The sequence below is a fragment of the Lutibacter sp. A80 genome, from assembly GCF_022429645.1.
In the GTDB taxonomy this organism is placed as follows: Bacteria; Bacteroidota; Bacteroidia; order Flavobacteriales; family Flavobacteriaceae; genus Lutibacter.
Map to the genome: position 1 here is coordinate 204,622 of NZ_CP092480.1, position 18,424 is coordinate 223,045.

An 18,424-nucleotide genomic window follows, 5' to 3' on the forward strand; every position below is an offset into this window, starting at 1 on the left:
AGCCTATACAATTAAACTATTTTAAAAAAATCATAAAAGCGAGTTCCTAAAATTTAGATGTTGAGCAAAACATTTAGATACAGTTTCGTAAGCCTAGATTTTTTTGGTTCGTTTTTTTATCAATGAAAAAAATGAACAGAGAAAAGAAAAGAATTAAAAATACTAACGTCATTGCGGGATGGAACGTGAAGAAAATGTTCAGTGAACATTTTTAGTGATCAGGCCAGCCGGCGCCATGGAAAAGCGACCGCGGCAATCTTTTGAATAATAGTTATAATTTTAATGAAGTTTTCAATCAACTTTGTAGTTTTTCAGAAACAACGTATGGATTCCTGCCTCCGCAGGAATGACATTTAGATATGATAAAGTTTAAAAGTATCGTCATCCTGAATTTATTTAGCTCCGCTGAATCTTCGATTTCAGGATCTTATGAAGTTAAACTAAGAATATAATTAGTATTTCATTAGGAACAGATGCTGAAACCATAGGTTCACGAACACTTTAATATAAAATAATAAGGAATAGTGAGTAAACGAGTTCAGCATGACAAAGTGAAAGTACGTCATCCCGAACTCGATTCGGGATCTCATGAAACAAACTAAGAATATAATTAGTATTTCATTAGGAACAGATGCTGAAACGAGTTCAGCATGACGTAAGATACAAGCAGTTAAGATACTGAAGCCGTAGATTCACGAACACCTTTTTATAAAATAAAACAGTAAAGTGAGTAACCGAGTTCACAATGACGGTTTTATTTTAATTTAGTTTTTAAGTAACAGATTGCCGCGTTCCATTGCATTTCACTCGCAATGACGGTTTAAAATCTATATTTTAACGGCATATCGAAAGTTTATCGTAAAATGTGAAGTGAAATCGCAGATTCACGAACACAAATAATAAAATAAAAAGGGATAGTGAGTAAGACATCGTAAAATTTTAGATAGCCTGCCTTGAGCCGAGTCGAAAGGTTTGAGCCTATACAATTAAACTATTTTAAAAAAATCATAAAGGCGAGTTCCTAAAATTTAGATGTTGAGCAAAACATTTAGATACAGTTTCGTAAGCCTAGATTTTTTTGGTTAGCTCACGCCTGCCTTATTATTTATTTGGAGTTCGTGAATCTCCTATCGTCGATTTCGTTTTTTTATCAATGAAAAAAATGAACAGAGAAAATGAAAAAAGTTAGAATATTAAACAAAATTTAGATTACCACATAAGATCCCGAAATCGAAGATTCACGAACACCTTTTTATAAAATAAAACAGTATAGTGAGTAAAGGACTTCGGGATGACGGTTTTATTTTGATTTAGTTATTAAGTAACAGATTGCCGCGTTCCATTGCATTTCACTCGCAATGACGAATTTAAAAACGTCCTATGAGAATTTAAGTAGCAATCTAAAGAAGTGAAGCAACGGGAGAAAGCCAAAGAGGATGGAGGGTTAAGAAAATGTTCAGTGAACATTTTTACCGAACAGGCCAGCTGGCGCTTGGAGTCTGGCGTCGACTGCGTAACTTCTGTAAGATTCAATTAAATTATCATCAGACTAGATTTTTTGTTTAGCTCACGCCTGCCTTATTATTTATTTGGAGTTCGTGAATCTCCTATCGTCGATTTCGTTTTTCATCGATGGAACTGCGTAGCACATCACGAATACAAAAACAAATAAAAAGGGGATGAGTAAAAATGAAAAGAGAAAATGTTAGAATATTGAACAATTAAACAAAATTTAGATTACCACATAAGATCCCGAAATCGAAGATTCACGAACACCTTTTTATAAAATAAAACAGTATAGTGAGTAAAGGACTTCGGGATGACGGTTTTATTTTGATTTAGTTATTAAGTAACAGATTGCCACGTTCCATTGCATTTCACTCGCAATGACGGTTTAAAAAAATTCAAAAAATACATTCAATAAAAATGAGTAAAAAACCCAAAGCTATAATCGTTAGCGGTTATTTTAACCCAATACATAAAGGCCATTTAGAATATTTTATACAAGCAAAAGCATTGGCAGATGTATTGTTTGTAATTGTAAATAACGACTACCAACGCAGTTTAAAAGGAGCTAAAGAATTTCAACTAGAAGACGAACGCATGTTTATTGTAGACCATATAAAACCTGTAGATAAAACAATATTATCTATAGACAAAGACAGAACCGTATGTGCTACTATAGAAAAAATAGCGAAAGAATATGGAGATAGCTATACCTTGGCATTTGCAAATGGAGGCGACCAAAATAACAATTCAATTCCAGAACGTCCTATTTGTGAAGCGTTAGGAATAGAATTATTAGATGGTTTGGGTGAAAAAATACAATCATCTTCGTGGTTATTAAAAAAATCTTAATTAAACAATAATATAAAATCCGTTGATTTTAAAGGAATATTAAACAATGAAAAAGATCGCATTTATTACAGGAGTAACAGGGCAAGATGGCGCTTATTTAAGTGAGTTTTTGCTAAAAAAAGGCTATGAAGTACACGGTTTAAAACGTCGTTCTTCGCAATTTAATACAGACAGAATAGATCATTTATATCAAGATCCTCATTTAGATAATAAAAATTTTATACTTCATTATGGGGATATGACCGATAGTACCAATTTAATACGATTGATACAAGAAATTCAACCAGATGAAATCTATAATCTTGCAGCTATGAGTCATGTTGCTGTCTCTTTTGAAACACCTGAATACACTGGAAATGCGGACGGTTTAGGAACTTTACGTCTTTTAGATGCTGTACGTTTATTGGGATTGGAAAAAAAGACTAAAATTTATCAGGCTTCAACTTCAGAATTGTATGGGAAAGTACAAGAAGTACCACAATCTGAAACCACACCTTTTTACCCGCGTTCTCCGTATGCAGTTGCTAAAATGTATGCCTATTGGATTACCGTAAATTATAGAGAAGCATATAATATGTTTGCATGTAATGGTATTTTATTCAATCACGAGTCGCCAATTAGAGGAGAAACTTTTGTAACCAGAAAAATTACCAGAGCTACAGCGCGTATTGCATTGGGCTTACAAGATAAAATGTATTTAGGAAATCTAGATGCAAAGCGAGACTGGGGACACGCCAAAGATTATGTGCGTATGATGTGGATGATTTTACAAGCAGAAACTCCAGAAGATTGGGTAATTGCAACTGGTAAAACTACTTCGGTACGCGAATTTGTACGTTTAAGTTTTGCTGAAGTTGGTATAGAATTAGAGTTTAAAGGAACCGGTGTAAACGAAAGAGCTGTAATAAAAGCTTGTAATAATAAAGACTATCAAGTAGCTATTGGAAAAGAAGTATTGGCAGTAGATCCTACCTATTTTAGACCAACCGAAGTAGATTTATTAATTGGAGATCCTACCAAAGCAAATACAAAATTAGGATGGACTCCAAAGTATAATTTACAAGAACTTGTAAAAGATATGATGCAAAGCGATTTAAAGCTAATGCAAAAAGATCAATATTTAAAAGATGGTGGTTATACTACTTTAAATTATTTTGAATAGAAAAATACGGTAAAAATGAAAAAGAAAGTATTTGTATCGGGGTGTTATGATTTATTGCACTCTGGCCACGTAGCATTTTTTAAGGAAGCCTCTACCTATGGAGATTTATATGTTGGTATTGGATCTGATAAAACCGTAGAAGAGTTAAAAGGACGCCTTACCATTAATAGTGAGCTAGAGCGTTTGTATATGGTAAAAGCAATCCGCTATGTTACCGATGCATTTATAAATTCTGGAAACGGAATTATGGATTTTGAAGAACAGTTAAAAGCATTACAACCAGATTGTTTTGTTGTAAATGAAGATGGTTATTCACCTAAAAAGAAAGAGCTGTGTAAAGAATTAGGTATAGAATTGGTGGTTTTAAACAGAATTCCGAGTTCTGGTCTTCCAGAGCGTTCTACCACTTCTTTGCGCAATGGAAATAAATCTCAATTACCGTATCGTATAGATTTGGCAGGTACTTGGATCGATCAGGTGTATGTTTCTAAATATGCACCAGGATGGGCAATTACACTTTCGTTAGAACCTATTATAGAATATAACGAACGTTGTGGAATGAGTACTTCTACCAGAAATGCAGCCAAAAAAATATGGCCTTATACGTTACCTTTAGAAAAGCCAGAAAAATTAGCTGAAATTTTGTTCCGTTATGAAAATAAACCAGGAAATGAATTTGTTTCAGGAGCACAAGATGCTATTGGAATTTGTATGCCGGGTCTGGTAAGACATTATTACGATAATGATTATTGGCCAAAAAAAATAGAATCCATTCATACGGAAGAAATATTATGTTGGTTAGAAGAACATTTATATATGGTATTATTGTGGCCTCGCAAACAAGGCTTGGAGTTAATGCACAATACAGAAATTAATAAAACCAATGTAACACAATTAGCAATGGCATCGGAAGCGGTTTGGAACGCTATTTTAGCAAAGGATTTACAAGCATTTGCTAGCGCATTTTTAAAATCGTTTAAAGCACAAACAACCATGTTTCCCGAAATGCTAAATAACGAAATAAACGAAGTAATAGCTTCGTACAAAAATGAAGCCTTAGCTTGGAAATTAGCAGGAGCAGGTGGCGGAGGTTATCTTATATTAGTTTCAGAAAAACCGATTAAAGATGCCATAAAAATAAAAATTAGAAGAAAAAACACTGGAATTTAATACATTCACTTCGCAATTTTTTAAATTATAAACAGCATGAAAAAAGCATCAAAAATATACATAGCCGGACATAAAGGAATGGTAGGTTCTGCTATTTGGCGCGCTTTAACAGCAGCAGGTTACACCAATTTAATAGGTAAAACCAGCAAGGAATTAGACCTTCGTAACCAAGCGCAGGTTTATAAATTTATTGCTGAAGAAAAACCAGAAGCTATTATAGATGCGGCAGCTAAAGTTGGTGGAATTTTAGCAAATAGTAAAAATCAATACGAGTTTTTACTAGAAAATATGCAAATACAAAACAATTTAATACAAGCAGCACATACAAATAATGTGAGCAAATTTATATTTTTAGGCAGTTCTTGTATTTATCCTAAATTGGCAGCACAACCATTAAAAGAAGACTATTTATTAACAGACAGTTTAGAACCAACAAATGAAGGTTATGCCATTGCTAAAATTTCTGGAGTAAAATTGTGTCAATTTATACGCAATCAATATCAAAAAGATTTTGTGAGTTTAATGCCAACTAATTTATATGGTCCGTTCGATAATTTTGATTTAACAGCATCGCACGTACTACCAGCAATGCTTCGTAAATTTTATGAAGCCAAAAATAATAACAATGCCACTGTAAATTTATGGGGAGATGGTACTCCAATGCGCGAATTTTTACACGTAGATGATTTGGCAAAAGCAGTACTTTTTACCCTAGAACATAAATTACCAGAACATTTATACAATGTAGGTACAGGCACCGATGTTACTATAAAACAATTGGCTACAACCATTCAAAAAATAACCGGACATACCGGAACTATTGATTGGGATAGCAGTAAGCCAAATGGTACACCACGTAAATTATTAGACGTTTCAAAATTAAATAAGCTAGGTTGGCAGGCCTCTATAGAATTAGAAGAAGGTATAGCAACAACCTTTAAATGGTTTTTAGAAAATCAAGAAACCCTTAAAAAGAAAAATTAAAACACCATCGTCATGCTGAATCAATTCTGCCTATCGGCAAGTTCACAATAACGGTTTTTATAATATTTCGTCATGCTGAATCAATTCGGTACACAATGAAGGTTTCTATAATATTTCGTCATGCTGAACTTGATTCAGCATCTCATGAAGTAAACTAGGAGTATAATTAGTATTTCATTAGAGATAGATCCCGAAATCGAAGATTCACGAACACCTTTTTACAAAATAAAACAGTATAGTGAGTAAAGGACTTCGGGATGACGGTTTCTATAATATTTCGTCATGCTGAACTTGATTCAGCATCTCATGAAGTAAACTAGGAGAATAATTAGTATTTCATTAGAGATAGATTCCGAAATCGAAGATTCACGAACACCTTTTTATAAAATAAAACAATATAGTGAGTAAACGAGTTCAGCATGACGGTTTTATTTTGATTTAGGTTTTAAGTAACAGATTGCCGCGTTCCATTGCATTTCACTCGCAATGACGAATTTAAAAACGTCCTATGAGAATTTAAGTAGCAATCTGAAGAAGTGAAGCAAAGGAAGTAAGCCAAAAAGCGTAGCGGTCTGGCGTCGACTGCGGAACTTCTGTAAGATTCAATTAAATTATCATCAGACTAGATTTTTTTGGTTCGTTTTTTTATCAATGAAAAAAATGAACAGAGAAAATGAACAGAGCAAATGAAAAAAGTTAGAATATTAAACAAAATTTAGATTACCACATGAGATCCCGAAATCGAAGATTCACGAACACCTTTTATAAAATAAAACAATATAGTGAGTAATCAAGTTCGCAATAACGGTCACCAAAAACCAACAACCAAAAACCAACAACCAAAACCAGTAACCAAAAACCAAAAACAATGAAAATAGGAATTACTTTTAGCGCATTTGACTTATTACATGCCGGACATATAAAAATGTTAGAAGAAGCCAAAAGTCAATGCGATTATTTAATCTGCGGTTTACAAACCGATCCAACTATAGACCGACCAGAAAAAAATAAACCCGTACAAACGGTAGTGGAACGTTATATACAATTAAAAGGCTGTAAATATGTTGATGAAATTGTGCCTTATACCACAGAACAAGATTTAGAAGATATATTACATTCCTTTAAAATTGATGTACGTATTGTTGGTGATGAGTACCAAAACAAAGATTTTACCGGTAGAACCTATTGCGAAGAAAATAACATAACACTGTATTTTAACCATAGAGATCATCGTTTTTCAAGTACTAGTTTAAGAAATGAAGTACACCAACGCGAACAAAAATCATAAAAAGTTGTTTTTAATAACAAGTAAGTAGGCTATAATAAAAATTAAATAAATTATATGAAATTAGTAATTGTAGGAAGTGGATATGTAGGTTTGGTATCTGGAACTTGTTTTTCAGAAATGGGAAATAAGGTAATTTGTGTAGATACAGACAGCGCTAAAATTGAAAAACTAAAAGCTGGCATTATTCCTATTTACGAACCTGGTTTAGCACCTATGGTTTTAAAAAATTCCGAACAAGGAAATCTTTCTTTTACAACAAATCTAGCAACAGCGCTAGTAGATGCAGCTATTGTATTTATAGCGGTAGGAACACCTATGGGCGACGATGGTTCGGCAGATTTACAATATGTATTGGCAGTTGCAAAAGAAATAGGAGCAACTATGCAAAACGAATTGATAGTAGTAGATAAATCTACAGTGCCTATTGGTACAGCAGATAAGGTAAAAGCAACCATACAAGCAGCATTGGATAAACGACAAATAAACATACCATTTCATGTGGTTTCCAATCCAGAGTTTTTAAAAGAAGGTGCTGCAATTAACGATTTTATGAAACCAGACAGAGTTGTTATTGGTTCAGATACTAAAGTTGCAACTGAAAAAATGAAACAGTTGTACGCTCCATTTTGTATGTCGCACGACAGGTTTATAGCTATGGACATACGTTCTGCTGAAATGACAAAATACGCTGCAAATGCTATGCTAGCAACAAAAATTTCGTTTATGAATGAAATTGCCAATATATGTGAGCATGTAGGTGCAGATGCCAATATGGTACGTACAGGTATTGGCTCAGATAAAAGAATAGGGTATAGCTTTATTTATCCAGGGGCAGGTTATGGAGGTTCTTGTTTTCCTAAAGATGTAAAAGCATTAAAAAAAATTGCTGCAGCACATAAGTACAATGCAAAAATTATAACAGCTGTAGAAGAGGTAAACAATGCACAAAAATTGGTAATAGCACAAAAAGTAGTACAGCGTTTTGGCGAAGATTTAACAGGACTCACGTTTGGTGTTTGGGGTTTAGCCTTTAAGCCTGGAACTGATGATATGCGCGAAGCTCCTGCTATTTATGTAATTAAAGAATTGGTAAAAAGAGGCGCTACTATTAAGGCTTACGACCCTAAAGCCGTAGAAGAAGCCAAACTCATGTATTTAAAAGATGTACAACATATTAGCTATGTAAACTCTAAATACACCGCTATTGAAAATGCAGCCGCTTTAATTTTATTAACCGAATGGAAAGAATTCCGTTCTCCAGATTTTGAAGAAATTAAAAAACAATTAAAAACACCTGTTATTTTTGACGGTAGAAACCAATACAATAGTTATAATTTAGAAGAGAAAGGTTTTGAATATTTTCAAATTGGGAAAAGTAAGATTATTGTGGTTTAAAAATATATTAAAAAATAATTATTTTGAATAAATATGAAAAATACAATAGTGATTACTAAAAATAGAGGCTTAAGTTTTGATAATTATATAGTAAAAATTAATGAGTAATTCTTTTAAAAATATTGCAAAATCAACTAGTTTGGTTGGAGGTGTTCAAATTTTTAGATTATTTTTTGGCCTAATTAGAAATAAAATTATAGCATTATTTTTTGGAGCTACAGGTATGGGGGTATGGGGTTTATACCTTTCTTTTACAGAAATGATACAAGGTGCATCATCATTGGGTTTAGAAAAAAGTAGTGTAAAACAAATTGCAGAAAATAATTTAGACACATATAAAAGAAACGTAACAATACAGGTAGTTACTTATAGTTTGGCTATATTCTCTCTTATTTGTTCTATTATTGTAGCTTTCTTTGCTTCAAAATTTAGTAAAAACCTATTTGGTACAACCGAATATACAAATGGAATTTTAATTTGTTGTTTAGTAATTTTTATTAATGCTTTAACAAATATATATAAATCCATTTTAAATGGTTTACGTGAAATTAAAAGGTTAGCATTAAGTCAATTTTATGGAATACTTGTTGGAAATATTTTAGTTTTTTTGTTAGTGCCTTTTTTTGGAGTATCAGAAATTCCACTTTTCTTTTTAATTATTGCAATTAGTGCATTTGTACCTACTTTTTTACATATAAAAAAATTAAAATTATCTGCTGTTAAAGTAACTTTTAAAGAGGCTTATAATAATTTATCTTCTTTAATGAAAATTGGATTGGCGTTTTGGATCTCGGCAATGTTTATGACTTTTATTACATATTTAACCAAATCTTTCTTACAAGAGGAGTTGAGTGTTAGTGTTGTTGGAATTTATCAAGCTAGTTGGACTATTTCAAATATGTATATAGGTATTGTATTAAGCTCTATGGGTGTAGATTTTTTTCCTAAAATATGTAATGTTATTAAAAATAAAGAAGAAACAAATAAAATGATTAATGAGCAAATTGAATTTGGTTTACTAGTTTCATTTCCATTTATTATTGGGATATTAATTTTTGCACCATTATTATTAACATTACTTTATTCTACAGAGTTTACACAAGGTGCATCAATTATTCGTTGGCAAATGCTAGGTGTAACGCTACGCTTGTTAGGTTTTCCTTTTGGGTACGCCTTAATGGCAAAAGGAAAAGCAATGCAATATACCGTTGCACAATTTATATTTTCGGGAATAAATTACTTATTTATTATTTGGTTGGTTTTAAATATAGGGTTTGATGGTTTAGGAATAAATTATTTTGCAGCTTATGTTATTTATGTTCTATTAATAGGTGGTTTTTGTTATAAAGAATTAAACTTTAGATTTAATAGCGTTTTATTGAAAACAATTGGAGTTATTTCTTTTTTTTTAATAATAACAGGAATTCTTATTCATTTTTTTAAAGATGGCCTATTGTTTCTTTTAGGAGTTATAATAATACTTAGTACATCTTATTACTCTTATTTAGAGCTACAAAAAAAAATGGATGTTGATATTGTGAAATTTTTTAAGGATAAATTAAAAATATGAAAAGTATAATTAAGTCGTTTATTCTAAATAAAATATATTATTTTGTTAGAGAAAAATACCGATATTTAAGATTGTTTAAAGCGTATAAGTATGACTTAAATCATTATTTTAAATATTCAATGGGGTTTACTATTAATAAAAGTAAAAAAAAGAATATTGCTGAAATTATTTTAAACACTCACGTAATAGAGAAAGGATTAACAATGCCAAAAACTAAATTAGGGTTTGGGTATTCAAGATTGGAAAAATTAATTGATATTGTTACAAGTTATATTTTAAAATTTGATAGTATTGATCCGCAAGTTTTACATAGTATATCAGTAATAAATGAATATTTTAATTTTCATAAACAAAAAGGTTATAGTGTAAATACAGTATTAATAGTTAAACATTTAAAGTTATTAGAAATAGTTACTTTAAAAAAAATACATTATAAGTCTAGAAATCAGATAAGTATTGATAAATCTAAATATTTTAAGTTTAGTGAGAGTTCTTTTGCTGATTTTTCAAATTCAAGATCTTCAATCAGAAATTTCACAGATGAAGTTGTACAAAAAGAAATAATATACAAAGTATTAGATTTGGCTAGAAATACACCTTCAGCATGTAATAGGCAAGCGGTAAGGGTACATTTATATACTAAAAAAGAACAAATTCAAAAAATTTTAACCATACAAGGAGGAAATAGAGGGTTTGGGCATTTAACGACAACATTACTAATTATAACCTTTGAACCTTCTTTATATTTTGAAGAAAGTGAGCGTAATAGTGGCTATGTTGATGGAGGTATGTATTGTATGAATTTACTTTATTCTTTACATGCAAATAAAATTGCAGGTTGTATTTTAAATGCGGCACATAATCCTAAAAAAGATATAGAGATTAGAAAATATACAAATTTACCTGACTCAGAAAGTTTTGTAGCAATGATTGCATGTGGTATGACACCTTCAAATTTTAAAGTAGCTATGTCGTATAGGTATCCTCTAAGTTATATTTTAAAAGATCATTCATAAATAAGAATAGAATAATGAAATTAATTTATGTATTTATTGTACTTTGTTCAGTTCATTTTTTTGGACTTCATTTTCGTTTAGGAAGTGTGGTTTATGATATAATTGATTTTTGTTATTTTGGTTTAGCTTTTTTTATATTAGGTGAATATTTAGTTAAACGAAGAGCATATAAATTTCCTAAAAAAGATAGGTTATTTAATAAACCAATAAATATATTTTTTATAACCCTTATTATCTCTGCATTTTCAGGGTATTTTTATCACAATCAATCTCCTTTACTAACTTTGTTGGCAATGCGATATTTTTTATATTTTTTAATATATTTTTTATTATTAAGGTTTAAAATTAAAAAGCAATTTATAATAAAAACAATTCTTATTGGTGCAATTATTTATATGGTAGTATTTACAATACAGCTTTTAATATATCCAAATGCAATTGTACCTTTAAAAGAAGGAATGACGTTTGATAGAGGTTTTTTGAGATTAAGGCTTGAGGGTGTTGGTTTTGTTACTTTATCTGCATTTTATTGTTTAAATCAATATATTTTAGATAAAAAAAATATAAAATTTTTATTTTTTTACTTTTTGTGTTTTGCTTATGTTTTTATTTTAGGGTTTAGAACTTTAGCTGTTACTTTTTTATTTTCGTCTGTTATATTAATATTTTTTTATAATTCATCTTTTCTAAAAATCATGAAATATACAATACCAATTTGTTTTTTTGGATTTTTATTTTTTCAAATAGATGTTGTTCAAAATTTTATTTACGAAGGTATAGAGCAAACCAAAACACAGTTTGAAAGTGGAGATGATTATATTAGAGTATTAACATTTGACTTTCTGTTTAATACAGTTAATGTGAATTTTGGAAGTATTTTTTTTGGAAATGGGATGCCTTTTTTAGGAACGGAATATGGTAATTTGGTTCTTGATAGGGGGGCTAGGCAAAATGGATTTATATCTGCAGATTTAGGGTTAATAGGTTTTGTTTTTAATTATGGTATATTATCTCTTTTTGCATTTTTAAATATTTTAAGAATTGCCATATTTAAGAAATTACCTAAAGATAGCATTTACCTAAATGTTTTTTTCATATACTTAGTAATTTCTTCCATAACAACTGCTGAAATATTTAGAGCAGGTATGTTTGGAATAGAAATGATTGTATTGTATTTAATTACGTATACAAGTTTTATTAATAGATCTACAAAATTGATTTTAAAAAATAATAATAAACTATGAGTACTAAAACCCTATATTTACTGCCTTATGGTGGTTTATGTAATAGAATTAATGCTATTTCTTCGAGTATTAAATTTATTGAAAATACAGACATTAAACTTAAAATATTTTGGGAGAATAATCTTGATTTAAAGGCTGATTTTATAGATTTATTTGAGCCAATTAAAATTAAAAATGTAACATTAATAAAATTACAATGGTATCATATAGTGTATTTTAGAGCAAGAAAGACCAATTTATTTATTCCAAGAATTTTAAGAAACCTTCTGGGTATTAACCAAATTCAGAATTGGTCAACAAAACAAGGTAATTTAATAGATAAAATTGAAGGAAATAAAAACTACTTATCAACGTGTCATTCAATAGGAAATAAAGGAGCAATAGGTAACGTTTTTAAACCAATTTTGCCTTTAAGAAATGAGTTAAAAGGTCTACAAGAAAAATTTTCCAAAAAGACAATAGGTATTCATATTAGACGAGGAGATCATATCAGTGCTATTGAAGCATCTCCAATTGAAAACTTTTATACTAAAATGGATGAGGAAATTATTAAAGATAAAAATACGGTTTTTTATTTAGCTACAGACTCTAAAGAAATTAAAAGTTCATTAGAAAAAAGGTATCAAGGAAAAATTATTTCATATGAGATGCCTTTAACACGAAAGAGTAAATCTGGTATGTTTGGGGCCATTATAGATTTATGGGCATTAAGTTATACAAGTAAAATAATAGGAACAAAATTGTCGATGTATTCTCTTGTAGCTTCAGAAATCAACGAGACAAAATTGGAGTTATAAATTTTATTAAAGAATACTATGGAAATAGGGATAATAACATTTCATAATGTTAATAATTATGGAGCGGTACTTCAATGTTACGCGCTATCTGAGATTTTAAAAAACAAAGGTTATAAAGTAGAACTTATAAACTTGCCTTTACACTCTAAATCAAAAAAAATAAGAGCAATTGTTAGTGGTAAATTATCATCAGCTGCTTTTAAAAGTTTTAGAATCAATTTTTTACCTAATACTGTTGAGTCTGATAATTTAAAAGATTTATATATTTTTGGAAGTGATCAAATTTGGAATTTAGATATTACAAAGTCAAATTTTAAACTTTACTTTGGTTCATGGATTAAAAAGGAAGTACCAAAAATAGCTTACGCAGCAAGTTTTGGAAATTCAAAATGGAATAATCAAGATAACAAAGAAGATGTTAAAAAATTACTAAATTCATTTAGTAGTATTGGTATTAGAGAATCATCAGGTGTTAAAATTTGTGAAAAAGAATTTTCAATAAAATGTGATAAAGTACTTGATCCAACCTTCCTTTTAAATAATTATGATTTTTTGTTAAAAAAAATAAATTTATCAAAACTTATGGTTTGTTACATTTTTGGTAAAGATGAGTTAAAAATAAATGAACTAAAAAAAATAGCGAATAAAAAGAATTTAAAGCCTGTATTATTAAGTGATGTTAGATTGAGAAAGGATATTAAATCCATACCATTTCCTACGGTATCAAAATGGTTATCGTATTTAAATACGAGTGAGCTTATTTTAACAGACTCATTTCATTGTATGGTTTTTGCTATTCTATTTAAGAAAAATTTTATAGCTATACCTGCTATTCCAGATAGGGTTGATAGAATGGTTTCTTTATTAAGTGATTTAGGATTAAAATCTAGATTTTTTAAGAATATACAAGAAGTATTTAATTCAGAAGTTTTGGAAGAAGATATAGATTATAAGTTGGTTGATGAAAAATTGGAAAAATTAAAAGTAGAATCATTTAATTTTTTAGAAAAATCATTAAAGACAATTGAGTTATGATTGATTTTTATCATAAGCTATATAATAAAACGTATGTGCTTGAGAATACCTTTTTAAGTACAATAAAAGTTGATGCAATATTAAGGTTAGTAATATTATATATCGCTAATATTACGATTCCTATTTATTTTAAATTTAATAGTAGTTATAAGTCTGTTAAACAAGCAGAATTTGTAGTTTCTTTAACTTCATTTCCTAATAGAATTTCAAAAGTTCATTTAGTTGTAGAATCTATTTTAAGGCAAACTTTTAAACCTAAAAGAATAATATTATGGCTTTCAGAAGAACAGTTTTCTTCTTTAAATATGTTGCCTAGAAAGTTATTAAAACTTAGAAAAAAAGGACTTGAAATTTATCTAAGACCAGGTGATATAAGGTCTTATAAAAAGTATTATTATTTTTTAAAAGAGAATCCAAATGAAGCTTTTATAATTATAGATGATGATATTTTTTATCCATCAAAAACAATAGAAAACTTAGTTAAAACAAATAAAAAATATCCAAACGCAGTTTGTGCGAACCGATGTTCTGAAATAATTGAGAATAAACCATATGCTAAATGGATAGGTATAAAAGGGGAAGCACTAACACCACGATTTAACTTGCTTCCTACTGGATGTGGAGGTGTGTTATATCCTGCAAATAGTTTGTATCGGGATGTTGTTAATAAAAAACTTTTTACAGAGTTGTGTTTTGATGCTGATGATATTTGGTTAAACAGTATGACTTTTTTAAATAAAACTCCAATAGCTTTTACAGGTAAAAATGAATATCTTTTGGCTGTAAAAAAAATTAATAATAAACATTTATATAAAAAAAATATAGGTAAATCTAATAACGATTTTAGAATAAAATTAGTTAAGGAATATTATAAGAAAGTTTTAGGTATTAATGTTTTTGATAGGAGTTAAAAGCTCAAAATATGTTATAGTTTAATTAGTAAAAATAGATGAAAAAAATAGCTGTTATCACAAAATATTTGCCCTATTATAGATTGGCAGTATTTAATCAATTATCATTAATTAATAAACCAATTTATGAAATAATAGGTGATAAAAAAGGTAGGGAAGGTATTAAAACAATACCAGAAGATTTTTTAAATAAAAATGTTGCAGAAGGCGGTGTAACTTGGCTAAAAAGTAAGAGCTATTATTATAAAAAAAGTCTTCAATTATGGCAAACTAATGTAATTACAAGAATTTTTTCTAAAAAATATGATTTGTTTATTTTAGACGGTGCAGTATCTCACATAACTACTTGGTTATTTGCTATTCTATGTAGGCTGACTGGAAAGAAAATTATTTTTTGGTCTCATGGATTAAAAGGTACAGATGTAGGAATTAAAAAAAAAATTAGAATATTTTTTTTTAAATATTTACCTCATGGTCTAATATTATATGGTGATTTCTCAAAAAATGTAATGGTGTCCGAAGGCTTTTCTTCAAAAAAAATTTTTGTAATAGGAAATTCTTTAAATTATTCAGTCCAAAAAAAAGTAAAAACAGAGTTATTACAGAATCCTGATAACTTAGAAACATTTAAAACATCTATTTTTAAAGAGAATTATAAAACTATTGTTTTTATTGGGAGGCTTCTTGAAAATAAAAAGGTTGATGAGATTATAAATTCAATGTTAGAATTGAATAAAGTTGGTTTAAAGCTAAATTGTATTATTATAGGAGATGGACCTGAAAAATTTAATTTAATTGAATATATAGATAAAAATAAACTAAAAGATCAGGTTTATTTTACAGGTGAATTATATGAAGAAAAAGAGATTGCTAAATTTTTATTAATTTCAGATGTAATGGTTTCCCCAGGGAATGTTGGTTTAAATTGTATACACGCACTTTCTTATGGAATACCTGTAGTAACACATGATAATTTTAGTTTTCAAAATCCTGAGGTAGAATCTATTAATCCAAATAAAAACGGTTTGTTGTATAGATATGGTGATTTTAAAGATATGACTTATAAAATTAAAGATTGGTTTAGTAATCAACGTTTAAATATTCAGGCAGAATGTATAAAACCTATAGAAACTAAATTTAACCCCAAAAGTCATGCAGATTCTATTAATAAAGCTGTATTAGAAATTATTAAAAATGGTTAAATCTAAAATAAAAATTTATCATTTAATTACATCTATTAATTTAGGTGGTGCAGAAAATGTAGCTATAAATTTAGTCGAAAATAGTCCAGATAATTTTGAATTTGTTATTATAGAGCTTTTTAATACTAAAAGTAGCTATGCGTTATCTTTAAGAGAAGATTTAAAAAATAAGAACATTCGATTTAAAACTTTGTTTAAAGGTTCTAAAAGATTAAGTCTATTAGTTGCTCCAATTAAGCTTTTTTTGCTATTGTTAAAGGAAAAACCTGCAATAATACACTCACATACAGATTTACCAGATTTTGTTTTAGCAAGTACACTAAAATTAAGAAAACTTATAGGATTAAAACAAATAAAAATTGTGAGAACTATACATAATACACAATTATGGTCTACACATAACAGAATTGGTAAATTTACAGAAAGTACTTTTATAGATGATTGTATTGTTGGGGTTTCTGAAGCTTCTTTAGAGGCATATATTCAATTACGAAAAAAATATAAACTTCCTATTTCAATAAATAAGAATGTTATATACAATGGGTGCAAAATACCTAGTAAAGGAATTTCAGATTTTAAGATAAAAAAAGAAAAGTTCAATATTTTGTTTTGTGGTAGGTTTGAATATCAAAAAGGTATAGATATTTTAATTGAACGGATAAAAGAAATAAATAGTAGATATAAAGAAAATTTTGAATTTCATATTGTAGGTAATGGTACTTATTATAATGAAATAGTCTCTTTATCTAAAGAACAAAATAATATTCAGCTTTATAATGCTATACCAAATATAGCAAATAAGATGCATGTTTTTGATTTTATGATTATGCCATCTCGTTTTGAAGGACTTGTATTAACCTCTATTGAAGCGTCTTTTTCTAAAGTTCTTGTTATTGCTGCCAAAGCACCTGGTTTGTCTGAAACATTACCTAAAGATTGGCCTTTAAACTTTAATTTAAAAGAGTCATCATCTTTACTAACAATTTTTGATAATATTGTTGCAAAAAATTACAATCTTGATGAAATGAAAGAAGAAGCTTTTGATTATGCAGAAGAAAATTTTTCATTTGACATAATGTTAAAAGGGTATAATTCAATTTATTTAAAATAATTAAAATTTGAAAATACTAATCATACATAATAAATATACCAGCTATAGTGGTGAAGAAGCTGTTGTAGAAGCTCAAATTAATTTGCTAAAAAGTAAAGGCTATAAAGTAATTACTTATTTTAGAAGTAGCGCAGAAATACCTACTATAAGATTTGGTAAATTAAAGTCTTTTTTTACAGCACTTTACAATCAAAAAACCATAAGGGAAATAAAGTCACTAATTAAAAAAGAACAGCCTACTATTGTACATATTCATAATTTATATCCGTTAATATCACCAGCTATTTTACCTGTTATTAAAAAAATGGGGATACCTATTGTTATGACAGTGCATAATTACCGCTTATTATGTCCAAATGGCTTATTTTTTTCAAAAGGAGAAATTTGTGAAAAGTGTACAGGGAAAAGTAAAGAGTTAAATTGTATTTCTAATAATTGTGAAAACAGTATTTTTAAAAGTGTAGGCTATGCTTTACGGAATTTTTGGGCGCGAAAAAATGAATATTATAAAAATAACGTGGCTATATATTTATGCTTAACGGAGTTTCAAAAAATGAAATTAGTAAGTAATGGTTTTCAGAGTGACAAATGTAAAATTTTATCAAATTCATATAATAAAGAGATAAAAGATTTTGATGTAAATATTAAAGAAAGAAATTATGTTGCATTTGCTGGTAGAATAAGTCCAGAAAAAGGCGTGCCATTATTATTAGAAGCTGCAAGTAAATTACCGCATGTTAAATTTAAATTTGCTGGTTTTTGTAGTAAAGAATTTAAGGATCAATTAGTTATTCCTAAAAATGTTATTTTTAAGGGAATGTTAAATCAGCAAGAATTAGCAAAATTTTATAAAAACGCTAAAATTTTTGTGTTATCAAGTATTTGGTATGAAGGTTTTCCCATGGTATTTCCAGAGGCGATGGCACATAAATTACCAATTATAGCACCAAATATGGCGGGTTATCCCGAAATTATTGAACATAATTTTAATGGTATCTTATTTTCACCTAATGATAGTAATTCACTTGCTAGCTGTATTGAAAAATTATGGAATGATAATGTACTTTGTGAACAGTACGGTAAAAATGGATTTGAAAAAGTTCAAAACAGATATAGTTCAAAAGTATATTTAAATACCTTAGAACAATTATATAGTAACCTACTTAATTAACAATCTTCTT

Annotated in this window: 15 protein-coding genes; all 15 read left to right on the forward strand. The window is 28.8% G+C overall.

Going from position 1 to position 18,424, the window contains the following annotated elements; genetic code table 11:
• Nucleotides 1-1,926 precede the first annotated feature (1,926 nt).
• Nucleotides 1,927-2,358, forward strand: a complete 432-nt coding sequence (locus MHL31_RS00905) for an adenylyltransferase/cytidyltransferase family protein (protein WP_240227212.1) — start codon at nt 1,927-1,929, stop codon at nt 2,356-2,358.
• 46 nt (nt 2,359-2,404) lie between these two features.
• On the forward strand, nt 2,405-3,520 hold the full coding sequence (gene gmd / locus MHL31_RS00910; RefSeq protein WP_240227213.1) for a GDP-mannose 4,6-dehydratase: 1,116 nt from the start codon (nt 2,405-2,407) through the stop codon (nt 3,518-3,520).
• A gap of 15 nt (nt 3,521-3,535) precedes the next feature.
• The gene (locus tag MHL31_RS00915) at nt 3,536-4,690 is read left to right on the forward strand and encodes an adenylyltransferase/cytidyltransferase family protein (protein ID WP_240227214.1); all 1,155 of its coding nucleotides are present in this window, start codon (nt 3,536-3,538) and stop codon (nt 4,688-4,690) included.
• A 36-nt stretch (nt 4,691-4,726) separates the two neighbouring features.
• Nucleotides 4,727-5,674: a GDP-L-fucose synthase gene (locus MHL31_RS00920; protein ID WP_240227215.1), complete on the forward strand. Its 948-nt coding sequence runs from the start codon at nt 4,727-4,729 to the stop codon at nt 5,672-5,674.
• Between the two features lie 868 nt (nt 5,675-6,542).
• Nucleotides 6,543-6,962, forward strand: a complete 420-nt coding sequence (locus tag MHL31_RS00925; protein ID WP_240227216.1) for an adenylyltransferase/cytidyltransferase family protein — start codon at nt 6,543-6,545, stop codon at nt 6,960-6,962.
• Nucleotides 6,963-7,016: 54 nt separating this feature from the next.
• Nucleotides 7,017-8,357 carry a UDP-glucose/GDP-mannose dehydrogenase family protein gene (locus MHL31_RS00930; protein WP_240227217.1) on the forward strand — a complete coding sequence of 447 codons (1,341 nt, stop codon included), beginning with the start codon at nt 7,017-7,019 and terminating at the stop codon, nt 8,355-8,357.
• Nucleotides 8,358-8,457: 100 nt separating this feature from the next.
• Nucleotides 8,458-9,927: an oligosaccharide flippase family protein gene (locus MHL31_RS00935; protein ID WP_240227218.1), complete on the forward strand. Its 1,470-nt coding sequence runs from the start codon at nt 8,458-8,460 to the stop codon at nt 9,925-9,927.
• Complete coding sequence (locus tag MHL31_RS00940; RefSeq protein WP_240227219.1) at nt 9,924-10,943, forward strand: nitroreductase family protein; 1,020 nt, start codon at nt 9,924-9,926, stop codon at nt 10,941-10,943. Before MHL31_RS00935 ends, MHL31_RS00940 begins: the two co-directional genes overlap by 4 nt.
• Before the next feature lie 14 nt (nt 10,944-10,957).
• Nucleotides 10,958-12,187, forward strand: a complete 1,230-nt coding sequence (locus MHL31_RS00945; protein ID WP_240227220.1) for a hypothetical protein — start codon at nt 10,958-10,960, stop codon at nt 12,185-12,187.
• A complete protein-coding gene (locus tag MHL31_RS00950) occupies nt 12,184-12,984 on the forward strand; it encodes a hypothetical protein (RefSeq protein WP_240227221.1) in 801 nt (266 codons plus the stop codon). The genes MHL31_RS00945 and MHL31_RS00950 overlap by 4 nt, the downstream gene beginning before the upstream one ends.
• A gap of 18 nt (nt 12,985-13,002) precedes the next feature.
• Complete coding sequence (locus MHL31_RS00955) at nt 13,003-14,019, forward strand: polysaccharide pyruvyl transferase family protein (RefSeq protein WP_240227222.1); 1,017 nt, start codon at nt 13,003-13,005, stop codon at nt 14,017-14,019.
• Nucleotides 14,016-14,930: a hypothetical protein gene (locus MHL31_RS00960; protein ID WP_240227223.1), complete on the forward strand. Its 915-nt coding sequence runs from the start codon at nt 14,016-14,018 to the stop codon at nt 14,928-14,930. Before MHL31_RS00955 ends, MHL31_RS00960 begins: the two co-directional genes overlap by 4 nt.
• A 38-nt stretch (nt 14,931-14,968) precedes the next feature.
• Entirely contained in the window at nt 14,969-16,132 is a 1,164-nt protein-coding gene (locus tag MHL31_RS00965) for a glycosyltransferase (protein WP_240227224.1), read from the forward strand.
• The gene (locus MHL31_RS00970) at nt 16,125-17,243 is read left to right on the forward strand and encodes a glycosyltransferase family 4 protein (protein ID WP_240227225.1); all 1,119 of its coding nucleotides are present in this window, start codon (nt 16,125-16,127) and stop codon (nt 17,241-17,243) included. The genes MHL31_RS00965 and MHL31_RS00970 overlap by 8 nt, the downstream gene beginning before the upstream one ends.
• Nucleotides 17,244-17,250: 7 nt before the next feature.
• Nucleotides 17,251-18,414: a glycosyltransferase family 4 protein gene (locus MHL31_RS00975; RefSeq protein ID WP_240227226.1), complete on the forward strand. Its 1,164-nt coding sequence runs from the start codon at nt 17,251-17,253 to the stop codon at nt 18,412-18,414.
• Nucleotides 18,415-18,424: the final 10 nt, after the last annotated feature.

What these genes read in the sequence shown, in the direction of transcription:
- MHL31_RS00905 (WP_240227212.1), top strand. Translation starts at nt 1,927, where the DNA reads ATGAGTAAAAAACCCAAAGCTATAATCGTTAGCGGTTATTTTAACCCA.
- MHL31_RS00925 (WP_240227216.1), top strand. Translation starts at nt 6,543, where the DNA reads ATGAAAATAGGAATTACTTTTAGCGCATTTGACTTATTACATGCCGGA.
- MHL31_RS00955 (WP_240227222.1), top strand. Translation starts at nt 13,003, where the DNA reads ATGGAAATAGGGATAATAACATTTCATAATGTTAATAATTATGGAGCG.
- MHL31_RS00945 (WP_240227220.1), top strand. Translation starts at nt 10,958, where the DNA reads ATGAAATTAATTTATGTATTTATTGTACTTTGTTCAGTTCATTTTTTT.
- MHL31_RS00970 (WP_240227225.1), top strand. Translation starts at nt 16,125, where the DNA reads ATGGTTAAATCTAAAATAAAAATTTATCATTTAATTACATCTATTAAT.
- MHL31_RS00965 (WP_240227224.1), top strand. Translation starts at nt 14,969, where the DNA reads ATGAAAAAAATAGCTGTTATCACAAAATATTTGCCCTATTATAGATTG.
- MHL31_RS00950 (WP_240227221.1), top strand. Translation starts at nt 12,184, where the DNA reads ATGAGTACTAAAACCCTATATTTACTGCCTTATGGTGGTTTATGTAAT.
- MHL31_RS00915 (WP_240227214.1), top strand. Translation starts at nt 3,536, where the DNA reads ATGAAAAAGAAAGTATTTGTATCGGGGTGTTATGATTTATTGCACTCT.
- MHL31_RS00935 (WP_240227218.1), top strand. Translation starts at nt 8,458, where the DNA reads ATGAGTAATTCTTTTAAAAATATTGCAAAATCAACTAGTTTGGTTGGA.
- MHL31_RS00960 (WP_240227223.1), top strand. Translation starts at nt 14,016, where the DNA reads ATGATTGATTTTTATCATAAGCTATATAATAAAACGTATGTGCTTGAG.
- MHL31_RS00930 (WP_240227217.1), top strand. Translation starts at nt 7,017, where the DNA reads ATGAAATTAGTAATTGTAGGAAGTGGATATGTAGGTTTGGTATCTGGA.
- MHL31_RS00940 (WP_240227219.1), top strand. Translation starts at nt 9,924, where the DNA reads ATGAAAAGTATAATTAAGTCGTTTATTCTAAATAAAATATATTATTTT.
- MHL31_RS00920 (WP_240227215.1), top strand. Translation starts at nt 4,727, where the DNA reads ATGAAAAAAGCATCAAAAATATACATAGCCGGACATAAAGGAATGGTA.
- gmd (WP_240227213.1), top strand. Translation starts at nt 2,405, where the DNA reads ATGAAAAAGATCGCATTTATTACAGGAGTAACAGGGCAAGATGGCGCT.